The sequence below is a fragment of the Pontibacter sp. LHS1 genome, assembly GCF_058932855.1.
Map to the genome: position 1 here is coordinate 17,854 of NZ_JBZYWF010000015.1, position 20,841 is coordinate 38,694.

Annotated in this window: 21 protein-coding genes; 12 read left to right on the forward strand and 9 right to left on the reverse strand. The window is 50.8% G+C overall.

The features are described 5' to 3' along the window. Window positions 1–9: 9 nt before the first annotated feature. From nosD to AC5FXQ_RS19670, 3 genes are read left to right on the forward strand one after another with little or no spacing between them, the layout of a single operon-like run. Window positions 10–1,278, forward strand: a complete 1,269-nt coding sequence (nosD, locus tag AC5FXQ_RS19660; protein WP_493604116.1) for a nitrous oxide reductase family maturation protein NosD — start codon at window positions 10–12, stop codon at window positions 1,276–1,278. Next, window positions 1,223–1,933: an ABC transporter ATP-binding protein gene (locus AC5FXQ_RS19665; protein WP_493604117.1), complete on the forward strand. Its 711-nt coding sequence runs from the start codon at window positions 1,223–1,225 to the stop codon at window positions 1,931–1,933. The genes nosD and AC5FXQ_RS19665 overlap by 56 nt, the downstream gene beginning before the upstream one ends. Continuing rightward, a complete protein-coding gene (locus AC5FXQ_RS19670) occupies window positions 1,930–2,697 on the forward strand; it encodes an ABC transporter permease subunit (protein ID WP_493604118.1) in 768 nt (255 codons plus the stop codon). Before AC5FXQ_RS19665 ends, AC5FXQ_RS19670 begins: the two co-directional genes overlap by 4 nt. 132 nt (window positions 2,698–2,829) lie before the next feature. On the opposite strand, the gene AC5FXQ_RS19675 is transcribed toward AC5FXQ_RS19670, so the two are convergent. From AC5FXQ_RS19675 to AC5FXQ_RS19690, 4 genes are all read right to left on the reverse strand, one after another. After that, window positions 2,830–3,051, reverse strand: a complete 222-nt coding sequence (locus tag AC5FXQ_RS19675) for a hypothetical protein (protein ID WP_493604119.1) — start codon at window positions 3,049–3,051, stop codon at window positions 2,830–2,832. Between the two features lie 166 nt (window positions 3,052–3,217). Then, the gene (locus AC5FXQ_RS19680; RefSeq protein WP_493604120.1) at window positions 3,218–3,667 is read right to left on the reverse strand and encodes a 6-pyruvoyl trahydropterin synthase family protein; all 450 of its coding nucleotides are present in this window, start codon (window positions 3,665–3,667) and stop codon (window positions 3,218–3,220) included. 6 nt (window positions 3,668–3,673) lie between these two features. Next, window positions 3,674–5,479 carry a hypothetical protein gene (locus tag AC5FXQ_RS19685; RefSeq protein ID WP_493604121.1) on the reverse strand — a complete coding sequence of 602 codons (1,806 nt, stop codon included), beginning with the start codon at window positions 5,477–5,479 and terminating at the stop codon, window positions 3,674–3,676. A 305-nt stretch (window positions 5,480–5,784) separates the two neighbouring features. Further along, a complete protein-coding gene (locus tag AC5FXQ_RS19690; protein ID WP_493604122.1) occupies window positions 5,785–6,978 on the reverse strand; it encodes a proline dehydrogenase family protein in 1,194 nt (397 codons plus the stop codon). Between the two features lie 239 nt (window positions 6,979–7,217). On the opposite strand from AC5FXQ_RS19690, the gene AC5FXQ_RS19695 reads away from it, so the two are divergent. From AC5FXQ_RS19695 to AC5FXQ_RS19705, 3 genes are read left to right on the forward strand one after another with little or no spacing between them, the layout of a single operon-like run. Further along, on the forward strand, window positions 7,218–7,862 hold the full coding sequence (locus tag AC5FXQ_RS19695) for a thioredoxin family protein (RefSeq protein ID WP_493604123.1): 645 nt from the start codon (window positions 7,218–7,220) through the stop codon (window positions 7,860–7,862). Further along, window positions 7,859–8,299, forward strand: a complete 441-nt coding sequence (locus AC5FXQ_RS19700; protein WP_493604124.1) for a hypothetical protein — start codon at window positions 7,859–7,861, stop codon at window positions 8,297–8,299. The genes AC5FXQ_RS19695 and AC5FXQ_RS19700 overlap by 4 nt, the downstream gene beginning before the upstream one ends. A gap of 3 nt (window positions 8,300–8,302) precedes the next feature. Beyond that, complete coding sequence (locus AC5FXQ_RS19705; protein ID WP_493604125.1) at window positions 8,303–9,583, forward strand: hypothetical protein; 1,281 nt, start codon at window positions 8,303–8,305, stop codon at window positions 9,581–9,583. A gap of 106 nt (window positions 9,584–9,689) precedes the next feature. Here the strand turns inward: AC5FXQ_RS19705 and AC5FXQ_RS19710 are convergent, their stop codons facing one another. The 3 genes from AC5FXQ_RS19710 to vapB all read right to left on the reverse strand — a co-directional run bounded on the left by AC5FXQ_RS19710 (window position 9,690) and on the right by vapB (window position 10,698). After that, window positions 9,690–9,926 (reverse strand): DUF433 domain-containing protein, encoded by a 237-nt coding sequence (locus AC5FXQ_RS19710; protein WP_493604126.1) that lies wholly within the window; start codon window positions 9,924–9,926, stop codon window positions 9,690–9,692. Window positions 9,927–10,048: 122 nt separating this feature from the next. After that, a complete protein-coding gene (locus tag AC5FXQ_RS19715; protein WP_493604127.1) occupies window positions 10,049–10,435 on the reverse strand; it encodes a type II toxin-antitoxin system VapC family toxin in 387 nt (128 codons plus the stop codon). Window positions 10,436–10,491: 56 nt separating this feature from the next. Next, a complete protein-coding gene (gene vapB / locus AC5FXQ_RS19720) occupies window positions 10,492–10,698 on the reverse strand; it encodes a type II toxin-antitoxin system VapB family antitoxin (protein ID WP_493604128.1) in 207 nt (68 codons plus the stop codon). 61 nt (window positions 10,699–10,759) lie between these two features. Between vapB and AC5FXQ_RS19725 the strand changes: the two genes are divergently transcribed. Further along, on the forward strand, window positions 10,760–11,071 hold the full coding sequence (locus AC5FXQ_RS19725; protein WP_493604129.1) for a hypothetical protein: 312 nt from the start codon (window positions 10,760–10,762) through the stop codon (window positions 11,069–11,071). Between the two features lie 99 nt (window positions 11,072–11,170). On the opposite strand, the gene AC5FXQ_RS19730 is transcribed toward AC5FXQ_RS19725, so the two are convergent. Together AC5FXQ_RS19730 and AC5FXQ_RS19735 are read right to left on the reverse strand one after the other, a co-directional pair. Then, window positions 11,171–11,812: a hypothetical protein gene (locus tag AC5FXQ_RS19730; protein WP_493604130.1), complete on the reverse strand. Its 642-nt coding sequence runs from the start codon at window positions 11,810–11,812 to the stop codon at window positions 11,171–11,173. A 1,055-nt stretch (window positions 11,813–12,867) separates the two neighbouring features. Beyond that, window positions 12,868–16,167 carry a vitamin B12-dependent ribonucleotide reductase gene (locus AC5FXQ_RS19735; RefSeq protein WP_493604131.1) on the reverse strand — a complete coding sequence of 1,100 codons (3,300 nt, stop codon included), beginning with the start codon at window positions 16,165–16,167 and terminating at the stop codon, window positions 12,868–12,870. Between the two features lie 192 nt (window positions 16,168–16,359). Here AC5FXQ_RS19735 and ric point away from each other — a divergent pair, with 192 nt between their 5' ends. The 5 genes from ric to AC5FXQ_RS19760 all read left to right on the forward strand — a co-directional run bounded on the left by ric (window position 16,360) and on the right by AC5FXQ_RS19760 (window position 20,809). After that, window positions 16,360–17,316 (forward strand): iron-sulfur cluster repair di-iron protein, encoded by a 957-nt coding sequence (ric, locus tag AC5FXQ_RS19740; protein WP_493604132.1) that lies wholly within the window; start codon window positions 16,360–16,362, stop codon window positions 17,314–17,316. A 364-nt stretch (window positions 17,317–17,680) separates the two neighbouring features. Beyond that, window positions 17,681–18,187 (forward strand): hemerythrin domain-containing protein, encoded by a 507-nt coding sequence (locus tag AC5FXQ_RS19745; RefSeq protein ID WP_493604133.1) that lies wholly within the window; start codon window positions 17,681–17,683, stop codon window positions 18,185–18,187. A 2-nt stretch (window positions 18,188–18,189) separates the two neighbouring features. Further along, window positions 18,190–19,008, forward strand: a complete 819-nt coding sequence (locus AC5FXQ_RS19750) for a DUF2249 domain-containing protein (protein ID WP_493604134.1) — start codon at window positions 18,190–18,192, stop codon at window positions 19,006–19,008. Window positions 19,009–19,200: 192 nt separating this feature from the next. Beyond that, window positions 19,201–20,529 (forward strand): hypothetical protein, encoded by a 1,329-nt coding sequence (locus tag AC5FXQ_RS19755; protein ID WP_493604135.1) that lies wholly within the window; start codon window positions 19,201–19,203, stop codon window positions 20,527–20,529. Then, a complete protein-coding gene (locus tag AC5FXQ_RS19760) occupies window positions 20,489–20,809 on the forward strand; it encodes a metal-sulfur cluster assembly factor (RefSeq protein WP_493604136.1) in 321 nt (106 codons plus the stop codon). The genes AC5FXQ_RS19755 and AC5FXQ_RS19760 overlap by 41 nt, the downstream gene beginning before the upstream one ends. Window positions 20,810–20,841: the final 32 nt, after the last annotated feature.

A 20,841-nucleotide genomic window follows, 5' to 3' on the forward strand; every position in this document is an offset into this window, starting at 1 on the left:
TGTACTTTAGTGTTGCTGCTAACGAGCCTGCAGGCGGTTGGCGGCACACTAAAGGTATGCACCAACTGTGCCTATACCTCCGTGAAACAGGCCGTGAGCCAGGCGAAGGCCGGCGACGTGGTGCTGGTGGACGGCGGCGTATACCTGGAGTCAGGTATAGAGATCACCCAACCCATCCGCCTGATCGGACAGAACAACCCGGTGATTGACAGTAACAACAGCGGTCAGATCATCACGGTGTCGTCTGACAACGTCACCATTCAGGGTTTCACGCTGCAGAACGTGGCCACCAGCTATACCCGCGACGATGCTGCCATCCGGGTCAGGCAGCAAAACAACATCCAGATCCTCGACAATACCATCCTGAAAACCTATTACGGGATATACCTGCAGTATTCGGACGGCATCGTTGTGAAAGGCAATGTGGTGAAAGGGGAAAACGTGGGTAGAACAGAGTCCTCGCTGGGCAATGCCATCCATGTGTACTACACAGACGATGTGCAGATAATAGGGAACGAGGTGCAAGGCCACCGGGACGGCATCTACCTGGAGACAGTGAAGAATAGCACCGTGGAGCGTAACCTGAGCCACCAGAACAGCCGCTACGGCCTGCACTTTATGTTCTCGGATGGGAACGCCTATACCTATAACATCTTTCGGAAAAACGGGGCAGGTGTGGCGGTGATGTATACCACCAACGTCCGGATGGAGCACAACGTGTTTGAGGATAACTGGGGCGCAGCTTCGTACGGTCTGCTTCTGAAAGAAATAAACAACAGCGTTATTTACAACAACACATTCCGGCGCAACACCACAGGTATACACATGGAAAGCTCGAGCCGCCTCGATTTCAAAAACAACGATTTTAAGCGCAACGGCTGGGCCATTAAACTGATGACTACCTGTATACAGGACACCTTCCGGCTCAACAACTTCACCGGAAACTCCTTTGACATCAGTACGAACGGAAATGCGCAGCACAACTACTTTGAGCATAACTACTGGGAGAAGTATAGCGGCTACGACCTAGACAAAGACGGGGTGGGCGATGTGCCCTACCGGCCGGTGAGTCTGTACTCCATGCTGATCGAGCGGGTACCGCCCTCCGTGATGCTGATGCGTAGCTTTATGGTAGACCTGCTCGATAACATGGAAAGAGTGCTGCCGAGTATCATTCCTCAAAACCTGGTGGACGAGCGCCCCTTGATGAAGAAAGTGAATCATGATAACAATAGAGAATTTGTACAAGTCCTACGGAAAACTGCAAGTGCTCCGTAACGTGAGCGTTGAGCTGGACAAGGGCAATGTCATATCCATTATCGGGCCGAACGGCTCGGGCAAAACTACTATGAGCAAGTGCATACTGGGCATGGTGCTTCCTGACAGCGGCGATATCAGATTCAATGGCGAGAGTGTGCTGAAGAAGTACGCCTACCGCAGCCAGATCGGGTACATGCCCCAGATCGGGAAGTACCCCGAGAACATGAAGATCCGGCAGGTGATCGAGATGATCCGTGACATCCGAAAGGATGCTGCCGTTGATGATGAACTGATTGGTTTGTACCGGCTGGAAGAGATGTATGAAAAGCGGATGGGAGCGCTGTCGGGCGGTACGAAGCAGAAAGTGAGCGCGGCACTTGCCTTCCTGTTCGACCCGCAGGTGCTGATTTTGGATGAACCAACCGCTGGTTTGGACCCCTTTGCCGCTGAAATTCTGAAAGGCAAAATCCTGAAAGAGAAAAAGAAAGGTAAGTTGATTCTGATCACCTCACATGTGATGAGCGAGATTGAAGAAGTGGCCGATGAGGTGCTGTGCCTGGTGGATGGCAGTGTAATGTTCTACGAAACGATCTCTGACTTAAAAGAGCAAACACAAGAAACCAGATTAAGCCGTGCCGTTGCCAAAATCATGAACGAAGGATACAAACCATGAACAAAATCATCAAATACGTACTCTACGACATCGTCAGGAACAAGATCATCGTTGCCTATACCTTGTTTCTGCTGCTGCTCTCGATCGGTTTGTTCAACCTGGGCGGCAGCCCGGACAAGGGCCTGCTGAGCCTGCTCAACCTGGTGCTGCTCACCGTGCCGCTGATCAGCATCGTCTTCGGCACCACGCACTTCTACAACTCCTACGAGTTCATGGAGCTGCTGGTCTCCCAGCCCATCCGACGCAGCAAGATCTTCATGAGTGAGTACCTGGGCGTGTCCCTCTCACTGTCTGCCGCTTTTATGATCGGGGTGGGCGTGCCGGTGCTGCTTTTCGCGCCCGGTGCCACGGGGCTGTACCTGGTGCTGACAGGCATGTTCATCACCTTCATCTTTGTGGCCCTGGCTTTCCTGGCCTCCGTTATCACCCGCGACAAGGCAAAGGGGATAGGCATCGCGCTGCTGCTCTGGTTCTACTTCGCCCTGATCTATGATGGCATCGTGCTCTTCATCCTCTACTCCTTCGGCGACTACCCATTGGAGTATGCCACCCTGGTACTGACGGCGCTCAACCCGGTGGATCTGGGCCGTGTGATGGTGCTGCTCAACCTGGACGTGTCGGCCATGATGGGCTACACCGGTGCGCTGTACAAGAGCATCTTCGGCAGTCTTTGGGGTATAGGCATCGCCTTTGTGGTGATGGTGCTCTGGGTGCTGGTGCCGGTGCTGGCTTCCAGGAGGATATTCAAACGAAGGGATATGTAAATCAGGCTGCTATACCTGACGCAACTATACTAAGGTAACAAGACCCGGTATAGCTGGCATAAGCTTGAGCACTCTCTCCCTGCGCAAAGTCACTACCTTGCCAGCAAACGGGCAGCGAAAGCAAACCAGATTTTACTGATTACTCCGTCTTGGGGTCGTCACCGTATCTACTTCAAATGCGGCTGTGTCGTCCTGCATTTCCAGTTGTGGGTTGATCTCTTCGCCAGAACCAATCTCTACACTTTCATCTATACTTTCAGTACCGCGTGTATCAGTAGCGGTGTCATGTGTGGTATTGTCCGAGCTGCAGGAGAAGAAGAAAATGCCGATAAAAATTATAAATACCTTTTTCATAATCATGTTCATTGGTAACAGACTTTACAACGGATATCAGGCGGCTTCGTTTCAAGGTATGGCTTTGAAAATCAGGTAATACTATTTTAAAACACATAAAACAAACCGCCCTGTCCGTTGCTTTTGGCCTAACGAACAGGGCGGTTTAGCAGGAGCTAAGATTTACTTACAGGTTATCCGAAGCGTACCATTCTGCAAAGGACTTCTCCGTTTCCCAGAGCTTGAGGCTGTGCAGTTCCACATAAGGCGGAAGCAAATGCCTGATCTTTTGCTTGAAATCGATCAGCATATTCTCGCAAGTAGGCTGAAAGGGCGTGAGCACCAGTTTGTGACTGAGGTGTCGCAGCGCCTCCACCAGCTCATGCGGCGCATCCTGCCGCAGCAGGAGCGCATGGTCGATCGGCTCGATAATCGTTTCCTGCACCAGCTTTTTCAGCTCCCTGAAGTCCATCACCATACCATCGTTCGGGTGCGTCTCGCTCACGATGGGTTTGCCGATGATGGTCAACTCCAGTTTGTAAGAATGCCCGTGTATGTTGCGGCAGCCACCTTTGTAATTTTGTAATGCATGTGCTGCCTCGAATGTGAACAGGCGGGTTAATCGTATGCTACTCATGTTCGTTTATATCTTCTGATTCGCCAACTGTAATTGGTCTTCTGCGTCCAGTAATTCATCCAGCATGAGCACGCGCTTTTCCAATTGGTCCTTGAACAGAACAGGCAGTTGCTCTTTGTAATAGCTTATACCTTGCTGCAGGTTCTGCCAGAAGTTCTGGAGGTATTTCTCCTGCTTGTCGGTCATGCTCTCCTGCAACTCTGCCTTCTTGTTCTTCCAGTAGTCCACATACATCCGCAGCTCGTTGACGAACACGTGCGGGCGGTAGGTATTGTTGAGCACGTTCATGCGGCCGTAAATATGGTCCACCATTTCCTGCAGCTTAAAGATGTTGGAGAAGTAGGCCAGGTTCGGTCCCGGGCAAATAGCTACCGGTCTGGACGCAACGGCTTTACGTGCTATACCTAGTTTTACGAGAGCCGTGTTGGCCAGTCCTTCACAGAGGCACTCTTTCTCCAGTACTTTGGCTTCCTGCGCTTTGTATTCAGCTTCCGGCAAACCTAAACCCTGTAGCTGCACGAGCTTGTTGCGCTGGTACTTACGGGAGGCGGTGCAGATTGGCTCTTTTGTGAAGTCTGTGTTTGAGACAAGGTGCTTCTTCTCGCATGGGCTACCTGGCTTGCCTTTTTCAATGCGCGCCAGTGTGAGGGCTTCGGAGCTGGTACCGCGAAGGGAGTTGAACGGTACGCCAAGCGGGGAGATCGGGCTCAGGTATAAGTCTTCTTTTTTGGCGCGGGCCAGCTTCTCCATTGTTTCTACGTCTACCGTAGTGGCTTCGGGTACAAGCAAAAACGGCGTGCCCCAACCGGCGGCGTCCATGCCGTAGTGCTCCAGCAGGAAGTTGTGCTCTTCGGATGTGCCAATGCCGCCCTGCATCGTAATGTGCATGGTTGGTGCCGTGGCTGGCACAGGGTAGCCTTTGGCTGTAAGTGCGTTGCTGAACAAGGTATAGAGCTCCTCCTGCATGGCCTGCCGGTTTTGCTTGAACTCCTCCAGGATCGGGCCGATCAGGTAACCGTCTGTGGCAAAAGCGTGACCGCCACAGTTCAGGCCCGACTCGATGCGGAACTCCGATACCCAGATGCCTTTCTTGGCCAGAATCTTACCCTGCACAAAGGCCGAGCGGTAATCACTTACTTTAATCACCACCTGCTTCTGCAGGTAGCCATTTTCATCAGGGAAGAAGCAAGGAAACTGCTCGAGGTAACTGTAGAGACGCATGTTCATACCTGCCGAAAAAATCACCGAAGCATGCACCGTGCTCCTGGCAAAACCACGCAGTGCGGCCAGTGCGTCGGAGTACTCCGATGGCAGCGGATTGCCGTCTTTGTCGTAATTGGTTTTGTCGAGCTTGGTCATGATGTTCACATCGATACTTCCCGGTACCACTGCCTGGCGCAGCTCATCCTGCATGATCTTTTTCAGCTCCGGATTGTTGGTCTGCACCATCTTCTGATAAAGAACTTTGAACGGCGCCTGATCAGGCAGCAGCAGATAGTACTTGGTCAGGCGCGACTCTGCATCAAAGGACTCCTGTTTCAGGCTCTCCACTTGCTGCTTCACAATGCGGTCTGCCAGGTTAAGGTACTCTGTGATGCGGCGGGCGCGGTAGTCTTCGTCTTTGAGTGTGATGGGCGTAAAGCGCTCCTGGTATACCTGACTGTAATGCTGTCGCATCTGCTCGATCAGCGTATCGTCGCTCAGCGAAATGACAGAGGAAATACCATACTGCGCCACTTTCATGGGCGAGTCAATGGAAAAAGCCAGTCCCATAACCGGGATGTGGAAGGTGTGCGGTGTGTTTTTGATCATGAATGAAAATGTGGTATCGTTTTTACTGATTTTTTACTTTGTTTATCTCTTGCCCCTTCTTTGTCTGAATCTCTATAGGTAACCTACCCCAAGGATTTACAGGATTCTCATGCACGATTAACCCACCCCTGCCCCTCCCAAGAGGGGAATTTTCGAGTAGAAAGTCCCCCTTGGGGGTAGGGGCCCTCGACAAAGAAGGGGGTAGGGGGATGTTAATCGTTCCCAAAATCCCCTCCTCGGAGGGGTTAGGGGTGGGTTAATCGTTCCCAAACTTCTCCTTATATTTTAGGGGTCGGGGTGGAGTGCTACAACCCCCTCCGCTTCATCTCCGCCTCCAGCAAACTCAACTCCCTGCCCATTTGTCCGGCAATGGACGTATTCTCTTCTGCCCGCCTGATCATGTAAGGCAGCGTAGTGGCCACATCGCCGTAAGGCAGGTATCTGGAAGCGTTGAAGCCGGCGCTGGCCAGGTTGTAGGTCAGGTTGTCGCTCATGCCGTAGAGCTGCGAGAAGTAAATACACTTGCGGTGATCAGCTATACCCCGACGGTTGATCTGGTTGACAAGGTAGCGGGTGCTGGCTTCGTTGTGCGTGGCGGCACAAAGTTCTACTCTATGTAGATTCTGCAGACAGATGTCGATGGCTTTGTCGAAGCTATGATCGGTGTCGGCTTTGATGCTGAATACCGGGCTCGGATACCCATACTCAGCGGCTCGTTCCTGCTCTTTCTCGATGTATGCGCCCCGCACGATCTTTATACCCAGCACCACATCATAGCCTTCGCTTCTTTTGAGCAGATCGGTGAGGTAAGCGATGCGGTCCGTGCGGTACATCTGCAGGGTGTTGAAGACCACGGCACGGTGCTCGTTATAGCGGAGCATCATCTTTTCGGCCAGCTCGTCCATGGCTTGCTGCAGCCAGCTTTCTTCTGCATCAATGTATACCGTAATGTTGGCTTCGAAGGCGGCTTTGCAGATCAGGTTCAGGCGGTTTTCAGTGCGTTGAAAGGCTGCAGTTTCCTCGGCTGTAAGTGACTCGCCCTCCTGCAGTTTCTGAAAAATTTCACGGGAGCCTATACCTGTCAGTTTCACACTGATATAAGGAATTTCCCCAGTGACTTTTGCCAGCCGGATGTTGCGCATGATCTCGTCGAGCACGTAGTCAAAACCGGCTTCGTCTTCCTTAGCTTCAGCGGCGTAATCGAGCACGGTGTATACCTTGGCATTGGCCATGCGACGGATGGCCCGCTGTGCCTGCTGCGCCGTTTCTCCCCCGCAAAAGTGACGGTAGATCGTATTCTTCACCAGACCTTTGATCGGCAGCCCAAGCTTGAGCGCCCAGACTGTGGCGATGCCGCCCAGTTTGACTAGCGTAGGCTTACCCATCATCCTGAATAGGAAGTGGGCAAGTTTAAGTTCTTCATCCGTTTTATTACTAAAAGCGACCTTAAGATCGTCCGGATCGAATAATGTGGTTGGTTGTATGGTAGTGACGCCCATGTGTGTAATTTGATAAGATAGATACCGTCTTAATAGGATAGATGGCATGACAAGGTAGGCTAATTTCAAGCCCTCAGAAATGAGCATCGTTAGTCAAAATAATGACATAGGTCATTTTCTATGTATTTATTTTTACATCCGGTTATAGGTTTGTTAATTATTGTATGTGAGTGACTTAAGTCATTTTATAAACAGGCGTGGATGGGTAGACTTGCAGTATAATTTAACCCAAATGTCTCATGAACACCCCCGATATATTGACCCCCGAACTCATCAACCCGCTTACCTACCAGAGCTTCAAGAAATTGGTAGACGAACTGGTAGCCAACAACCAAACCACAGGCCCCGAGCAAACCGAAGAACGCATTGGCTATACCAGGCTGAACCAGCAACGCATGAAGCGCGTCGAGAAGCAATTCTCCATCAACCCTGACTTACTCGCAGCCCTGCAGCAGCCGCGCCCTGAGTGGCATTGGGTGGTGCTGGTGGAGTCGTGGTGCGGCGACGGAGCGCAGCAACTGCCTGCCCTTGCCGCTATCGCCGACGCCGTGCCAACCATCGAGCTCACCGTGATTCTGCGCGACGAAAATCCCGCTTGGATGGACACCTGCCTCACCAACGGCAGCCGTGCTATACCGAAGCTGATCTGCCTGAACGCGGAGACGAACGAGCGCCTGTTCACCTGGGGGCCGCGGCCGCTGGCGATACTCGAGCAAGTGCTGCACTTCAAGGAGGAAAACCCGAATGCGACGAAAGAGGAGATCGGTACGCTGGTGCATACGCTGTATGCGAAAGACCGCAGTCAGTCGCTGCAGCAGGACTTACTGCGCCTGGTGCTGAGCGCTATACCTGTGGCGGAAGAAGCGGAAGGGGGTGTATTATGAAACTGATCATTATCGCTATTTTTCTGGCCAGCCTGACTTCCATGTGCGGACACGAGCGCGATCTGGAAACGGAGCATACTGAGGTGATCCATGAAGAGCAAACCCTGGCCCTGAACGGCACCGAGCGTTGGAAAGCCGACGAACCAACCAACCGCCACATTGCCCAGTTGCAAGGTATGCTGCAGGAGTTCAAGATGCAGGCCGAGAACAATTCAGCGGAGGCTTACAACGATCTGGGGACTTCGATGAAAGCTGAAATGCAACAGCTCTTCAAGGACTGCCGCATGAAAGGCCCTGCCCACGACATGCTGCACGTATACCTGATGCCGCTGGTGGAGGACGTGAATATATTGGCGGAAAAAGACGAGCACCAGTCCGAACAGGCGCTGGCGCGGGTAAGTGCGCGGCTGAAAGAATACAACCAGTACTTTGAGTAAGCGATGACAGAGGTTAGAGAAAGGCGACAGCAAAACACACAAACAGGACAGGATACCCTGATGCGGGCACGGCTTGCGCTGGGGTATTTTGTGCTGGTGGCAGTGCTGGGCCTTTTTCTACGCTGGCTGATGGTGTCGCCTGTAGATGGCGTCAACTACAAAAACTTCCTGCATGCGCACTCGCATGTGGCCTTGCTGGGCTGGCTTTACTGCGCTTTTTTTGCCGCCTTGCTTTACATTTTTCCGGCCGTAACAAGCGCGGCACGCAAGTCTTTCCGAAGGCAGTTTTTCCTGACGCAGGTATCGGTGCTGGGCATGTTGTTTACTTTCCCGGTGCAGGGCTATGCGTTGTTTTCCATCATCTTCTCGACCCTGCACATTTTGCTCAGCTACTGGTTTGCCCGCAGCTACTGGCAGCATGTGCAGTGCCAAGTCGACACCGGTGCGCACGCCATTTCCCTGAAATACATCGGGGCTGCTTTGCTGTTTATGGTGGTATCTTCCATCGGTCCCTGGGCGATGGGGCCGATTATGGCGAAGGGCACTATTGGCGGTGAACTCTACTACTCGGCCATCTATTTCTACCTGCATTTCCAGTACAACGGCTGGTTTACCTTTGCCGTGCTCGGGCTTTTGTTCTGGTTTCTGGAGCACCACCAGGTATACGTCAACCGACGCTGGGCCATGCGGGCTTTCTGGTTGCTGGCACTGGCCTGTCTGCCTGCCTATGCGCTTTCGGTGCTGTGGACCAAACCGGCGGACTGGGTATACGCCATCGGCTATGTGTCGGTGGCCATGCAACTGGCGGGACTGTACTACTTGCTTAAAATTTCAAGACAGGTATGGGCGGAGGTTGTGGCTTTGCTCAAACCGTGGGTGCGTGCGCTGGTAGGTATGGCGCTGGTGTTCTTCGTGCTGAAACTGGTACTGCAAACCGCTTCTGCTTTCCCGTATATGGCGGACTTGGCCTACAAACTGCGCTATTTCATCATCGGCTACCTGCACCTGTCGCTGCTCGGTTTTGTGTCGCTGTTCGTGCTCGGCTTCCTGTTGAAGCAAGGGCTCTACCGACTCGGCAGGTATGGCGGTATCGGACTGTCGCTTTTCCTGGCAGGTTTCTTCGCTACGGAATTGCTTATGTTCGGGCAAGGCACCTTGCTCTGGCTCGGGCTGACGGCTTTGCCGAGTTTTAATTGGCTGATGTTCTGGGCGAGTGTGCCGATGCCGCTGGGATTAGGGCTGTTGTTTTTGGGGCAGCGGGGGGTGAAAGTGAAGATTGTCTGAATCAGGATTTGCAGGATTTTAGGATTGGCAGGATTTGGTATGCAAATCATGTCGCAGATCAACAGGTAGCAATAATAGCAAGTTTGGCGTAAACCAAAACTTAACTTCATGAAGCTATTCTGTAGATACTCTTTACTTGCATCAGTTTTGCAGCGTATGCCAAGCAAGCGAGAAAATCTTCTTGCTCTAAATCAGGATAATCTTTGAGAAGTTCTTTTATGGTCATACCCGAAGCTAAAAGCTCCAGCATGTTGTGAACAGGATACCGCAAACCACGAATAGTGGGTTTCCCATGACAAATATTGGGGTCTATCGTTATTCTGTTTATTAGTTCTTCTTGCATACCCTATTTTACTTTTACCACTCTAGAATAGCTGACAAATTAATTATTATTATGTTTAAGAGGTTAGGATAGGCTGGGGCTGACGGTTTTTGCCGGGTTTGAGCTGGCTTAGGAAATAAATTCTACCAAAGCACTTCAATAGGATATTTCGCGATGTTGCCATCCTTTGAAATAATTGCCATCTGGTCCACGATGCCTTGTGCGACTAGTATTCTGTCGAAAGGGTCACCGTGTATATAATCTAGTTCGGCCACCTTTAAGGTATGCTCGAAAGTGATGGGCAGTATTTCGAATCCGTTTTCAGAAATCATGTTTGCGATAGCAGGAAAGTTCGCGAACTCAAGCTTTTTCAGGCTAATCTTTATCGCCATTTCCCACAAGCTGGCAACGCTCACATACTTGTCGTTTGCTTCCTTTTCAATGGCTGCCCTTGCAGTTTTAGAGAGCTGCTCGTCTCCGTTCAGAAACCAAATCAAGGTATGGGTATCAAGTATAAAACTCGTCGGCATAGTGTGTCGTGACAATTCTAAAGGAGGCTACTTAGGTGGTGATTGGTGAGTTGTGATTAAGGCATGTACTCCTTGAAATCGTCAAGTGGAGCATCAAAGTCGGGAGACATTTTGAATTGTCCTTTGGCATAGCCGAATGTAGGCTTATTCGCTTTCACAGCTTTCTTTTTCTTGCTTAAAAGGAAGTCTACAAAATCACTCACTTCTGCCTTAAGCGCAGGGGGGAGCGTACTTAGCTTGGTATATAGTTGTATTTCTGACATGGCTAATGCAATAGGGTGCTGCTCTAAATTTACGAATTATTTGTTTTTCCGATATGCTTATTTGCTTTGCCTAACCATCATCGGCTACCTGCACCTGTCGCTACTCGGCTTTGTGTCGCTCTTAGTGTTGGGCTTCCAGTTGCAGCAAGGCCTCTACCGGCTCGGCAGGTATGGCGGTATCGGGCTGTCGCTTTTTCTGGCAGGCTTCTTCGCTACGGAATTAATGCTGTTCGGGCAAGGTACTTTGCTCTGGCTCGGGCTGACAGCATTGCCGAGTTTCAACTGGCTGATGTTCTGGGCGAGTGTGCCCATGCCGCTGGGGTTGGGGTTGTTTTTTCTGGGGCAGCGGGGGGTAAAAGTTAAAATTGTCTGAATCAGGATTTACAGGATTTTTTAGGATTGGCAGGATTGAGAACATACTGGCCTATGCGGTGGCATAGCTACAGTATAGGTGTGGTTAGCAGTAGTAATGTTATTTTATTGTATTCCTGCGCCTAAATTCTTCAAACCGTTTTTCTTCTTTGAGGGCGACGGTATAGCCTAGACAAAAAACATCAATTAGATTACAATTTATATACTTTAATTCTGCGATGTCTTGTCCGTCATCATCATAAACATTTAATACTTGAAAATCACTTCCAAATTCATTATTGAATTCTTGTACTGATATTGAAATCAGGTCAGGAAAATTTAAACTCGTTTCAAAAGTAATGTCTTCTTTTTGCAGTGTATTTTGTAAAATATTACCTTGGATTACATTTTTAACAAATGATTCAAAATAATCAATTGGAAATTTTACCAATTGTTGTCGGTTGAAGTTATTACTTTCCACTTTTTCATCTTCCGTGCCTACAAAGTACTTCTGGCCCCAAAGCGTTAGTTTGTCTCTATCCTTAATTCTTTCCTGTATTTTCCTATTCCAATTATAGCTTACATGACAATAGAGAGCTCCTAAAAAGAATACATTCTCTGGAGATAAATTAATGCCTGAGACTACTATGTTAGCTTTATCTATTTTATAATTAATTAAACCATAACTTTTATTAAAGATATCAGCTACACGATGAAAAGGCTGGCTGGCATTTATACCTAAAATCAAATTAAACTTTTCCATCGTAGGTAATATTATTGTTACAAAATTGCTACAAATTCTATTTATATGTCATCATGACGTTTATATGCCTTATATGCCGAAACTTCATGCAGAATATACAGCAGCTATACCACACAACCCATAAACTATCACTCTTGCAACTGAATGCTTTCTGCCCCATAGCAAGGAGAGATGCAAAGCTAATACAGGCAAGATGTGAAGTACTAAATAAGAGCGCCAAAATGTAGGGAAAAAGAAAGACGATTGCGCATAGACTGCACCACATAAGCCCACTAGTAGCAAAAGGGTTAAAACAGGTCGCTTCATTTGTTCTTTCAGTTTGGTTTTAGTTGCATATTTTTAGTTTTGATTACTGATTAAGCAAGGGAATTATTCAGCCTAAGTACAAGTATAGGGAGGGTTTTAGGTGAGCTGTGATTTTATTCATTGTCATTTTTAGGGTTAATAGCTCTCACAAATATTAGGATGTAAGGCATTATTATCGATAGCCGCCAGCAATACAAAATTAGACCATCAAAAGACCTAAAATCTTGACTAAGGAAGTCTATAAGCGCGAGTAGTAAGCCTATAACGCATAGAGTGCAAACAATTCCTCTCCAAAAAGGATGGTCTCTGTCATTTAGGATTAGTATTACAAAAGCAACTGAACTAATAGCATAATATGGAATCAAACTCATTACAAGTAGAATAATTAGCATTATTGAGTCCTTTTCCCCAAATGCAAGCAATAGCATGGCAGAAATGCAAATGGCGTAGAGAATTATCGCGTATCTCATATGAAAATTAATAACTTCCTACTCTTCGTATTTGTAGGAAATTTTTTGAAAGTCATTTACATCTCCCCCAACTACCTCGAAAGTGTGAAAATATAGTTGCTGTGTACAAAAGGATGGGTTTTCTGGATTAGGGATTTTTCTAAGTATCTCAAAACATACCATCTGCACTTACTAAAGCTAATATAGCCCTTTTTCTATAGTACCCAACTCACCCCCAAAGCAAAAAAAAACAGGAGCGCCTATTTCCAGACGCTCCTGTTTCATTTCCACTCAACTCCCTCAACTACACCCCAAACTATTCCCACAGTTCAGGCATTTGTAGCACGTGCCGGAGCGGATGGTAATGTGGCCGCAGACGTTGCAGATGGGGGCGTCGCCCATCATGCTTGCCAGCACTTGCTGGGTCTGTTCCATCAGCACGGTGCGGCTCTGTGTCACCAAGGTATAGCCATTGGCTTTCACGTCGCTTGCCAGCTCGGGCTGGGCCGCTGGCGTGGCGAGGGCAGGTATACCCGGGGCGACTGGCGGGGTCGGTTCTGTATTCTTCTCACTCGGTACATGCACGAGGTCTTCGCGCTTCAGGTACTCGTAGCCGAGGAGGCGGAAGAGGTAGTCGAAAACCGATGTGGCCGACTTGATGTTGGGGTGCTCCACGCGGCCCGCTGGCTCGAAACGGGTAAACGTGAATCGGCTCACAAACTCTTCCAGTGGCACGCCATACTGCAGGCCCAGCGACACCGCGATGGCGAAACAGTTTAGGATGGAGCGGAACGAGGCGCCTTCCTTGTACATGTCGATGAACACTTCGCCGAGCTCTCCGTTCGGGTACTCGCCCGTGCGGATGTACACGGTATGGCCGTCAATCTTAGCTTTCTGGGTGAAACCATTGCGCTTGTCCGGCAGCTTGCGGCGCTCCACCATGTGGGCCAGTTGCTTGCGAAAAGGCTCGTTGGCGGCGTCTTCCAGAATGGCCTTGGCCGCCTGCAGCACCTGTTCGGCGCTTATGCTGTTGTCGGTCTGCGGCGCTTCCGCGTCGGGTGCTGTGTCGGTTTCGGCTTTCTTGCTACTCGACGAGAGTGGCTGCGAAAGCTTGCTGCCGTCGCGGTAAATCGAACAGGCTTTCAGGCCCAGTTCCCACGACAGGAGGTAGCAACGGGCCACTTCTTCGCGGGTGGTTTCGTTGGGCAGGTTGATGGTCTTGGAGATGGCTCCCGAAATGAACGGCTGCACGGCGGCCATCATCTGGATGTGGCCTTCGGGCTTGATGAAACGCTTGCCCTTGTGCCCGCACTTGTTGGCGCAGTCAAACACTGGGTAATGTTCTTCGCGCAGGTAGGGTGCGCCTTCGGTGGTCATGGTGCCGCAGATGTAGTCGCTGGCTTCTTCTTGCTGGGCATAGGTATAGCCGAGCGCGGTTAACAGGTTGAAGTCCGGCTGGTGGTACTGTTCCGGTGTAAAGCCGAGTCGCTGCAAGGTGGCGTCGCCCAAGGTATAGGCACTGAAGAGCGAGGCCACATCATACGCCGTCGGCAGGGCCGCTTCCAGTTTCTGAATCTCTTCGGGCGTGAATCCTTTGGCCGTGAGTGAGTCTTCGTTGATGTGCGGAGCGCCCTTGAAGGTCGCGTGGCCTTTGGCGTAGTTCACGATGGCCTGCAGCTCGGCTTCGGTATAGCCCAGTTTGCGCAGCGCGGCAGGTATAGACTGGTTGATGATCTTGAAATAACCGCCACCCGCCAGTTTCTTATACTTCACCAGCGCAAAGTCAGGCTCCACACCCGTGGTGTCGCAGTCCATCAGCAAACCGATGGTGCCCGTTGGGGCGATGACCGTGGCCTGCGCATTGCGGTAGCCGTGCTTCTGGCCTAGTTCCAGGGCTTCGTCCCACGCAGCGCAGGCGGCCTGGTGCAGGTAGTCGGGGCAAAGGGCAGGGTCGAGCGGAACGGCAGGTATAGACAAGCCTTCGTACGCTTTGGGTTGGTTGTGCGCGGCCGCCCGGTGGTTGCGTATGACGCGCAGCATGGCTTCTTCGTTGAGCTTATACTTCGGAAATGCACCCAGCTCGGCGGCCATCTCGGCAGAAGTCGCATAAGAAGTACCCGTCATAATCGCGGTGAGTGCGGCGGCTACGGTGCGGGCTTCGTCGCTGTCGTAGGCCAAGCCCTGCACCATCAGCAAAGCGCCGAGGTTGGCGTAACCCAGCCCAATGGTACGGTAATCGTAAGAACGCCGGGCCACTTCTTCGGAGGGGAACTGCGCCATCAGCACCGAAATCTCCAGCACCATGGTCCAGAGGCGGCAGGCGTGGCGGTAAGCGGCTACATCAAATGTCTGCGTGGCTTCATCGAAAAAGCGAATCAGGTTGAGCGAGGCAAGGTTGCAGGCCGTGTTGTCAAGGAACATGTACTCCGAGCACGGGTTTGAGGCGCGGATAGGCCCTTCAGCGGGACAGGTATGCCACTCGTTAATAGTCGTGTCGAACTGCAGTCCCGGGTCGGCGCAGGACCATGCCGCGTCGGCAATGGTGTCCCACAAGTCTTGCGCAGGTATAGCCTGCATCACCTTGCCCGTTGAGCGGGCCCGGAGGTGCCACGGTTCGTCGTGTTGCAGCGCCTTGAAAAAGGCGTTCGGCACCCGCACGGAGTTGTTCGAGTTCTGTCCCGACACAGTCTGGTAGGCTTCGCCGTTGTAGTCCGCCGAGTAGCCCGCCGCAATCAGGGCCGCCACTTTTTTCTCTTCTTCTTTTTTCCAGTTGATGAACTCTACAATTTCGGGGTGGTCGAGGTCGAGGCATACCATTTTGGCCGCCCGCCGTGTCGTGCCCCCCGATTTGATAGCCCCTGCCGCCCGGTCGCCAATCTTCAGGAACGACATCAAACCAGAGGAGCTGCCGCCACCGCCCAGCGCTTCCTCTTTGCCCCGGATGTTCGAGAAATTGGTGCCCACACCCGAGCCATATTTGAATATGCGGGCTTCCTGCACCCACAGGTCCATAATACCGCCTTTGTTCACGAGGTCATCATCTACGGCCAGTATAAAACAGGCATGCGGCTGCGGACGCTCGTAGGCCGAAGTCGACTCCTGCAGCTTTTCAGTTTCGGGGTCTACATAATAGTGTCCCTGCGCCTTGCCCTTTAACTTATAAGAGTTGTAGAGGCCCGTGTTGAACCACTGCGGCGAATTGGGTGCGGCATACTGCCCGAGGAGCATGTACACCAGTTCGTCATAAAAAGCCTGCGCGTCTTCGGGTGTCTTAAAATAACCATGCCCTTCGCCCCAAGTTTTCCAGCAATCGGCTAGCCGGTGCACCACTTGTTTCACCGATTTTTCCGCGCCTTTGCTGCCATCCGGCTGCGGCACACCCGCCCTGCGCAGGTACTTCTGGGCGAGTATGTCCGTGGCAATTTGCGACCACTTTGCAGGCACTTCCACATCCTTTATCTCGGCCACAATACTGCCTGTGGGGTCACGGATGGTGGAGGACCTTTTTTCGTAGTCGAACAAGGCATACGGGCTCTCACCGTGTCGGGTGAAGAAGCGGGAAACAGCCAGACCGCTGGCTCGGGGACTTCCTTTTTTCATAAGGCTTGTTTTAATGTTTTATATTGATTTTGAATAAGTTATGGTGTATCGTAAATGTCTATATAGAGTGGAGTAAATGTAGAAATTAAATAATTAAGAAAAAAAGACCTTTTTATCTTTTATTTAATTTTTTTCGTACATACTTTTACATCGGCAATCATTTACAACCCATTATTCATTTAAAACAACACCATGGAAACCATAGAAAAATTAGACGTAACGGTACTGGAGCCACGCATGAAGCACCCGACCATTTTTAACTGGTTCGACAACCTGAATGGCGGCGAAGCTTTCGTGATTCACAACGACCACGACCCGAAGCCGCTGTACTACCAGTTGCTGGGCGAGCGCGGCAATACCTTTAAGTGGGAGTACCTGTTGCAGGGCCCGGAAATCTGGGAAGTAAAGATTTCGAAACTGACACCTGAAGAAGGAGAGACCGTGGGCGAGCTGGTGGCCAAAGACTACCGCAAGGCGCAGGTGTTCAAAAAATACGGCATCGACTTTTGCTGCGGCGGCAAAAAATCGCTGAAGCAGGTGTGCGAAGAAAAAGGCATTAACCCTGAAGTGGTAGAGAACGAACTGAACGCTATACCTGATACAGGCAGCGCCACCACCCGCGGCAACGAATACGAAAAATGGACGTTGAGTTTCCTGGGCGACTACATCGTGAACATGCACCACAGCTACGTGCGTGAGTCTATCCCTACGCTCTACGAATACACCACCAAAGTTGCCCGTGTGCACGGCGGCCGTCACCCGGAAGTGGTGGAAGTTGCCAAGCACTTTGTGAACATCGCTAACGAACTGGAGGCCCACATGCCGAAAGAAGAGCGCGTGCTGTTCCCGTTCATCAAGCAACTGGAAGAAGCCAAAAAGAACGGCGTGAAACTGGACCGTCCCGCTTTCGGCAGCATTCAGAACCCAATCAACATGATGGAGATGGAGCACGAAGCCGCCGGCGACGAACTGGCCGCCATCCGCAAACTAACGGACGACTACACCCTGCCAGCCGACGCCTGCGCGACTTACCGTGTGATGTTCTCGAAACTACAGGAGTTCGAAGAAGACCTGCACCGCCACATCCACCTGGAGAACAATGTGCTGTTCCCTAAGGCTGTGGAGCTGGAGAAAGAGGTGCTGAAGTAAATTGTCTGAATCAGGATTTTCAGGATTAGAGGATTAACAGGATTTATTTAGCCTAATTTAAATGCTGCTCCATTTGAAGAGAGTCTCCTTTTAAGGTCACTTAGGATTAATTGTCATTCTGTTAAGAAACTTGGTTGAAGGGAGGTTAAGCCTATGCTACTTGTAACTAAGATCCTTTCAGGATGACAAAAGGGTTGGAGAAAGTCCCCCTTTGAAGGGGGTAGGGGGATGACAATCATTCCCAATTCCCCTCTTGAGAGGGGCAGGGGTGGGTTTACAACAGTGAGCAAACCCCTACTTCCCACTCTTTTCCTGAAAACCCATCAGCAAATATTAACCGCAACGGGCAAAGCCCACCACAACTATGACAACTGCAACCAAACAAAAACCCCTGAAACGTGACAAAAACCTGGTTCCGCTCTCACGGGAGCACCACTTCGGACTGCTGTTCTGCTGGAAACTGAAGCAAGGGATGGCAAACGGCACTTCGCTGGAGATCATGCGCCAGTACATCCAGTACTTCTGGACGAACATCCTCAAAGCGCACTGCCGCGAAGAGGAGGTGATCCTGAAAAGACTCTTACCAAAAGACGATGTGAACTCTGTCAGACTGCACGAAGAGCACCAGTTGATTGAGGCCATCATCGGACTGATTAACAAACAAAAAACGGTGAACACCTCACTGGTAGCTACCCTGCAGCAGGATCTGACGGACCACATCCGTTGGGAGGAACGCGAGCTGTTCCCCTACCTGCAAACTGTGGCCGATCCGGAGGAACTAGCCGATGTAGGCAGGTTGCTGGAGCATGACCTGCAGGAGCCGAAAGACGAGTTTTTGCCTGCTTTCTGGGAGAACAAAAAGGTAGCCTAACCATGGATCTTTCTGCCACTACCCGGATCTCGACTATCCTGCGGGAGAACCCTGCGGCGTTAGAGGCCATCGTGTCGATAAACAGGCACTTTGAAAAGCTGCGGAACCCCGTGCTGCGCAAAGTGCTGGCGTCGCGGGTCACCATCGCCGCCGCCGCCCGCATAGGCAAGTGCCGGGTGGAGGATTTTTATGAAAAGCTGCAGCCGCTGGGCTTCAGCATCGCGTCAACACCAACTCACAACAAAAGGGCAATACCCATGGAAACCGATGTTTTGGAAAGACCCGCCTTCATGACAAATCTGAAGGCAACAGACACCCTCGTGCTGGACGTGCGCGATACCATCTCCAAAGGCGACGACCCCTTCCTGCAGATCATGGATGCGGTGAACAAGCTGAGTCCCGAACAGGTGCTGTGCATTGTGAATACCTTCGAACCGATTCCGCTCATCGCGATCGTGCGCCCCAAAGGCTTCGAGTACTATACCGAAACGCTGGGCCCGAATCTGGTGAAGACCTATTTTAAGAGGCAGCGTGTAGGAGAGAAATTGGAGGTTGCTGATTCCAAAACTGAAGAGAATTTCGATGACGTTTTGGCCAGGTATAGCGGCAGGTTGCAGCACATCGATGTGCGCCAGATGGAAATGCCGCAACCGATGGTGTCTATACTCAGTGCATTGGAAACACTGTCTGAAAATGAGGCGCTGTATGTGCATCACCGCAAAGTACCGCAGTTTCTGCTGCCGCAACTGACAGAGCGGGGCTTTACAGTGAGTATAAAAGAGGTGGGGCCGAATGAAGTGCATTTGTTGATATATCGATAGGCTCTATACCTAACCAATGCTGTCTTTTCAAGTGACTTTTGTCATTTCGATTGGCGGGAGAAATCTGAAATTTTACTATTGTTATAAAATATTCCAGATCTCTCATTTCATTCGAGATGACAATGGAAGATATAAACAAGTTAGAGCAAACAATCAACAATCAACAACCAACAATTAACAATTTACACACCCATGAGCGCCGCAACTATTTCCAATTCACCATCTAAATGGCTTGTGCTACCGCACTACGCCTTCGCGGCGGTGTCCTTTGTGGTGCTGTGCCTGCTGCTGGTTTTCTCAACCGATGCCTTTAGCGGACACTACTTCCATCCGAAGCTGCTCACAATGACACACGTGGCGGCGCTGGGCTGGGCGACCATGATCATCTTTGGCTCCGTCTACCAACTGCTGCCGGTGGTGCTGGAGGTGCGGCTTTATAATGAAAAACTAGGTATAGCGGCCTTTGTACTGCTGTCAACTGGTACAGTCATGCTCTCCATCTCCTTCTGGAATTTCTGGGTGGGCACCATCATGCACATAGCGGCCTGCCTGCTCTTTCTCGCCTTTCTGCTTTTTGCCTATAACGTGGTGCAGACCGCCCGACAGGTGAAAAAGTGGGGGATAGAGGCCGACTTTATGGTGACTTCAGTTGTGTGGTTGGTAGCCACTGGACTGGTGGGCGTATTGATGGTCTTCAACTTTCAATTTCCGTTTTTACCGCAGGACCATGTGCATTATTTACAGTTGCATGCGCACTTAGGTATGGCAGGCTGGTTCCTGTTGCTGATCGTGGGGGTAGGCTCTAAACTGATCCCGATGTTCCTGCTGGCACACCCTGAAGATACACGGAGTCTGACCTGGAGTTATTACCTGATCAACGGTGGATTGGTGCTCTTTGCAGCAGATCATATTTTTCTCCATACGGGTTACAATGTGCTGTACGCGGCCATGGTAGTAGCTGGCATAGGCAGCTTTCTCTTTTTCCTCTACCAGGCCAAATGCCTTGGCAAACGTCCCGACATGGACCTGGGCATGAAACAGACTTTCGTGGCGCTAACCCTGCTCATCCTGCCGATTGTGCTGGTGCTTGTGGTGACGCTGCAATTTGGCTTGCCGCAACGCCTGCTTTCGGCGCTATACCTGGTGTACGGACTCTCGATCTTCTTCGGCTTCGTGTCGGCTTTGATACTGGGTCAAACCTTCAAGACGCTCCCTTTCATCGTCTGGATGCACAGCTACGAAGACTATGTGGGCCGTTTCAAAACGCCCATGCCAAAGGATTTGTACAGCGTAAGCTTGCTGCGCTGGCAGAATATAACTTACATCGTAGGACTGGTGGCTTTGCTGGGAGGCGTGCTGCTAGCAGAGCAAACGGTGATCTTGCTGGGGGCCGTGTTGCTAAGCATAACGGCTGTGCTGTATGCGGGCAACGTGTTTAAGGTGCTGCTGCACAAGGTGAAAGATTTAAAACCATTTGGATATGAAAACGCAGGAACAGGAGCTCGTCAACGAAGCGTATGAAGCGCTCAAATACATCATCGACCCTGAAATAGGTATAAACATTGTCGACCTCGGGCTTGTATATAAAGTAGTGGTCGACGAAGACAAGGAGACACTACGGGTGGAGTTGACGCTGACAACGCCGGGGTGCCCCATGAGTGGTACCATTACCACGGCAGCCGAGCAGATGCTGCACAAGCGTTTTCCGAATCTGGAGATAAAGGTGGAGCTGGTATGGCTCCCGCAGTGGACACCCGAGATGATAAGTGAGGAAGGAATGCGATTACTGGGAAATACCTGATAAATTTGTGATCCGAGCCAAAGGATTTAAAG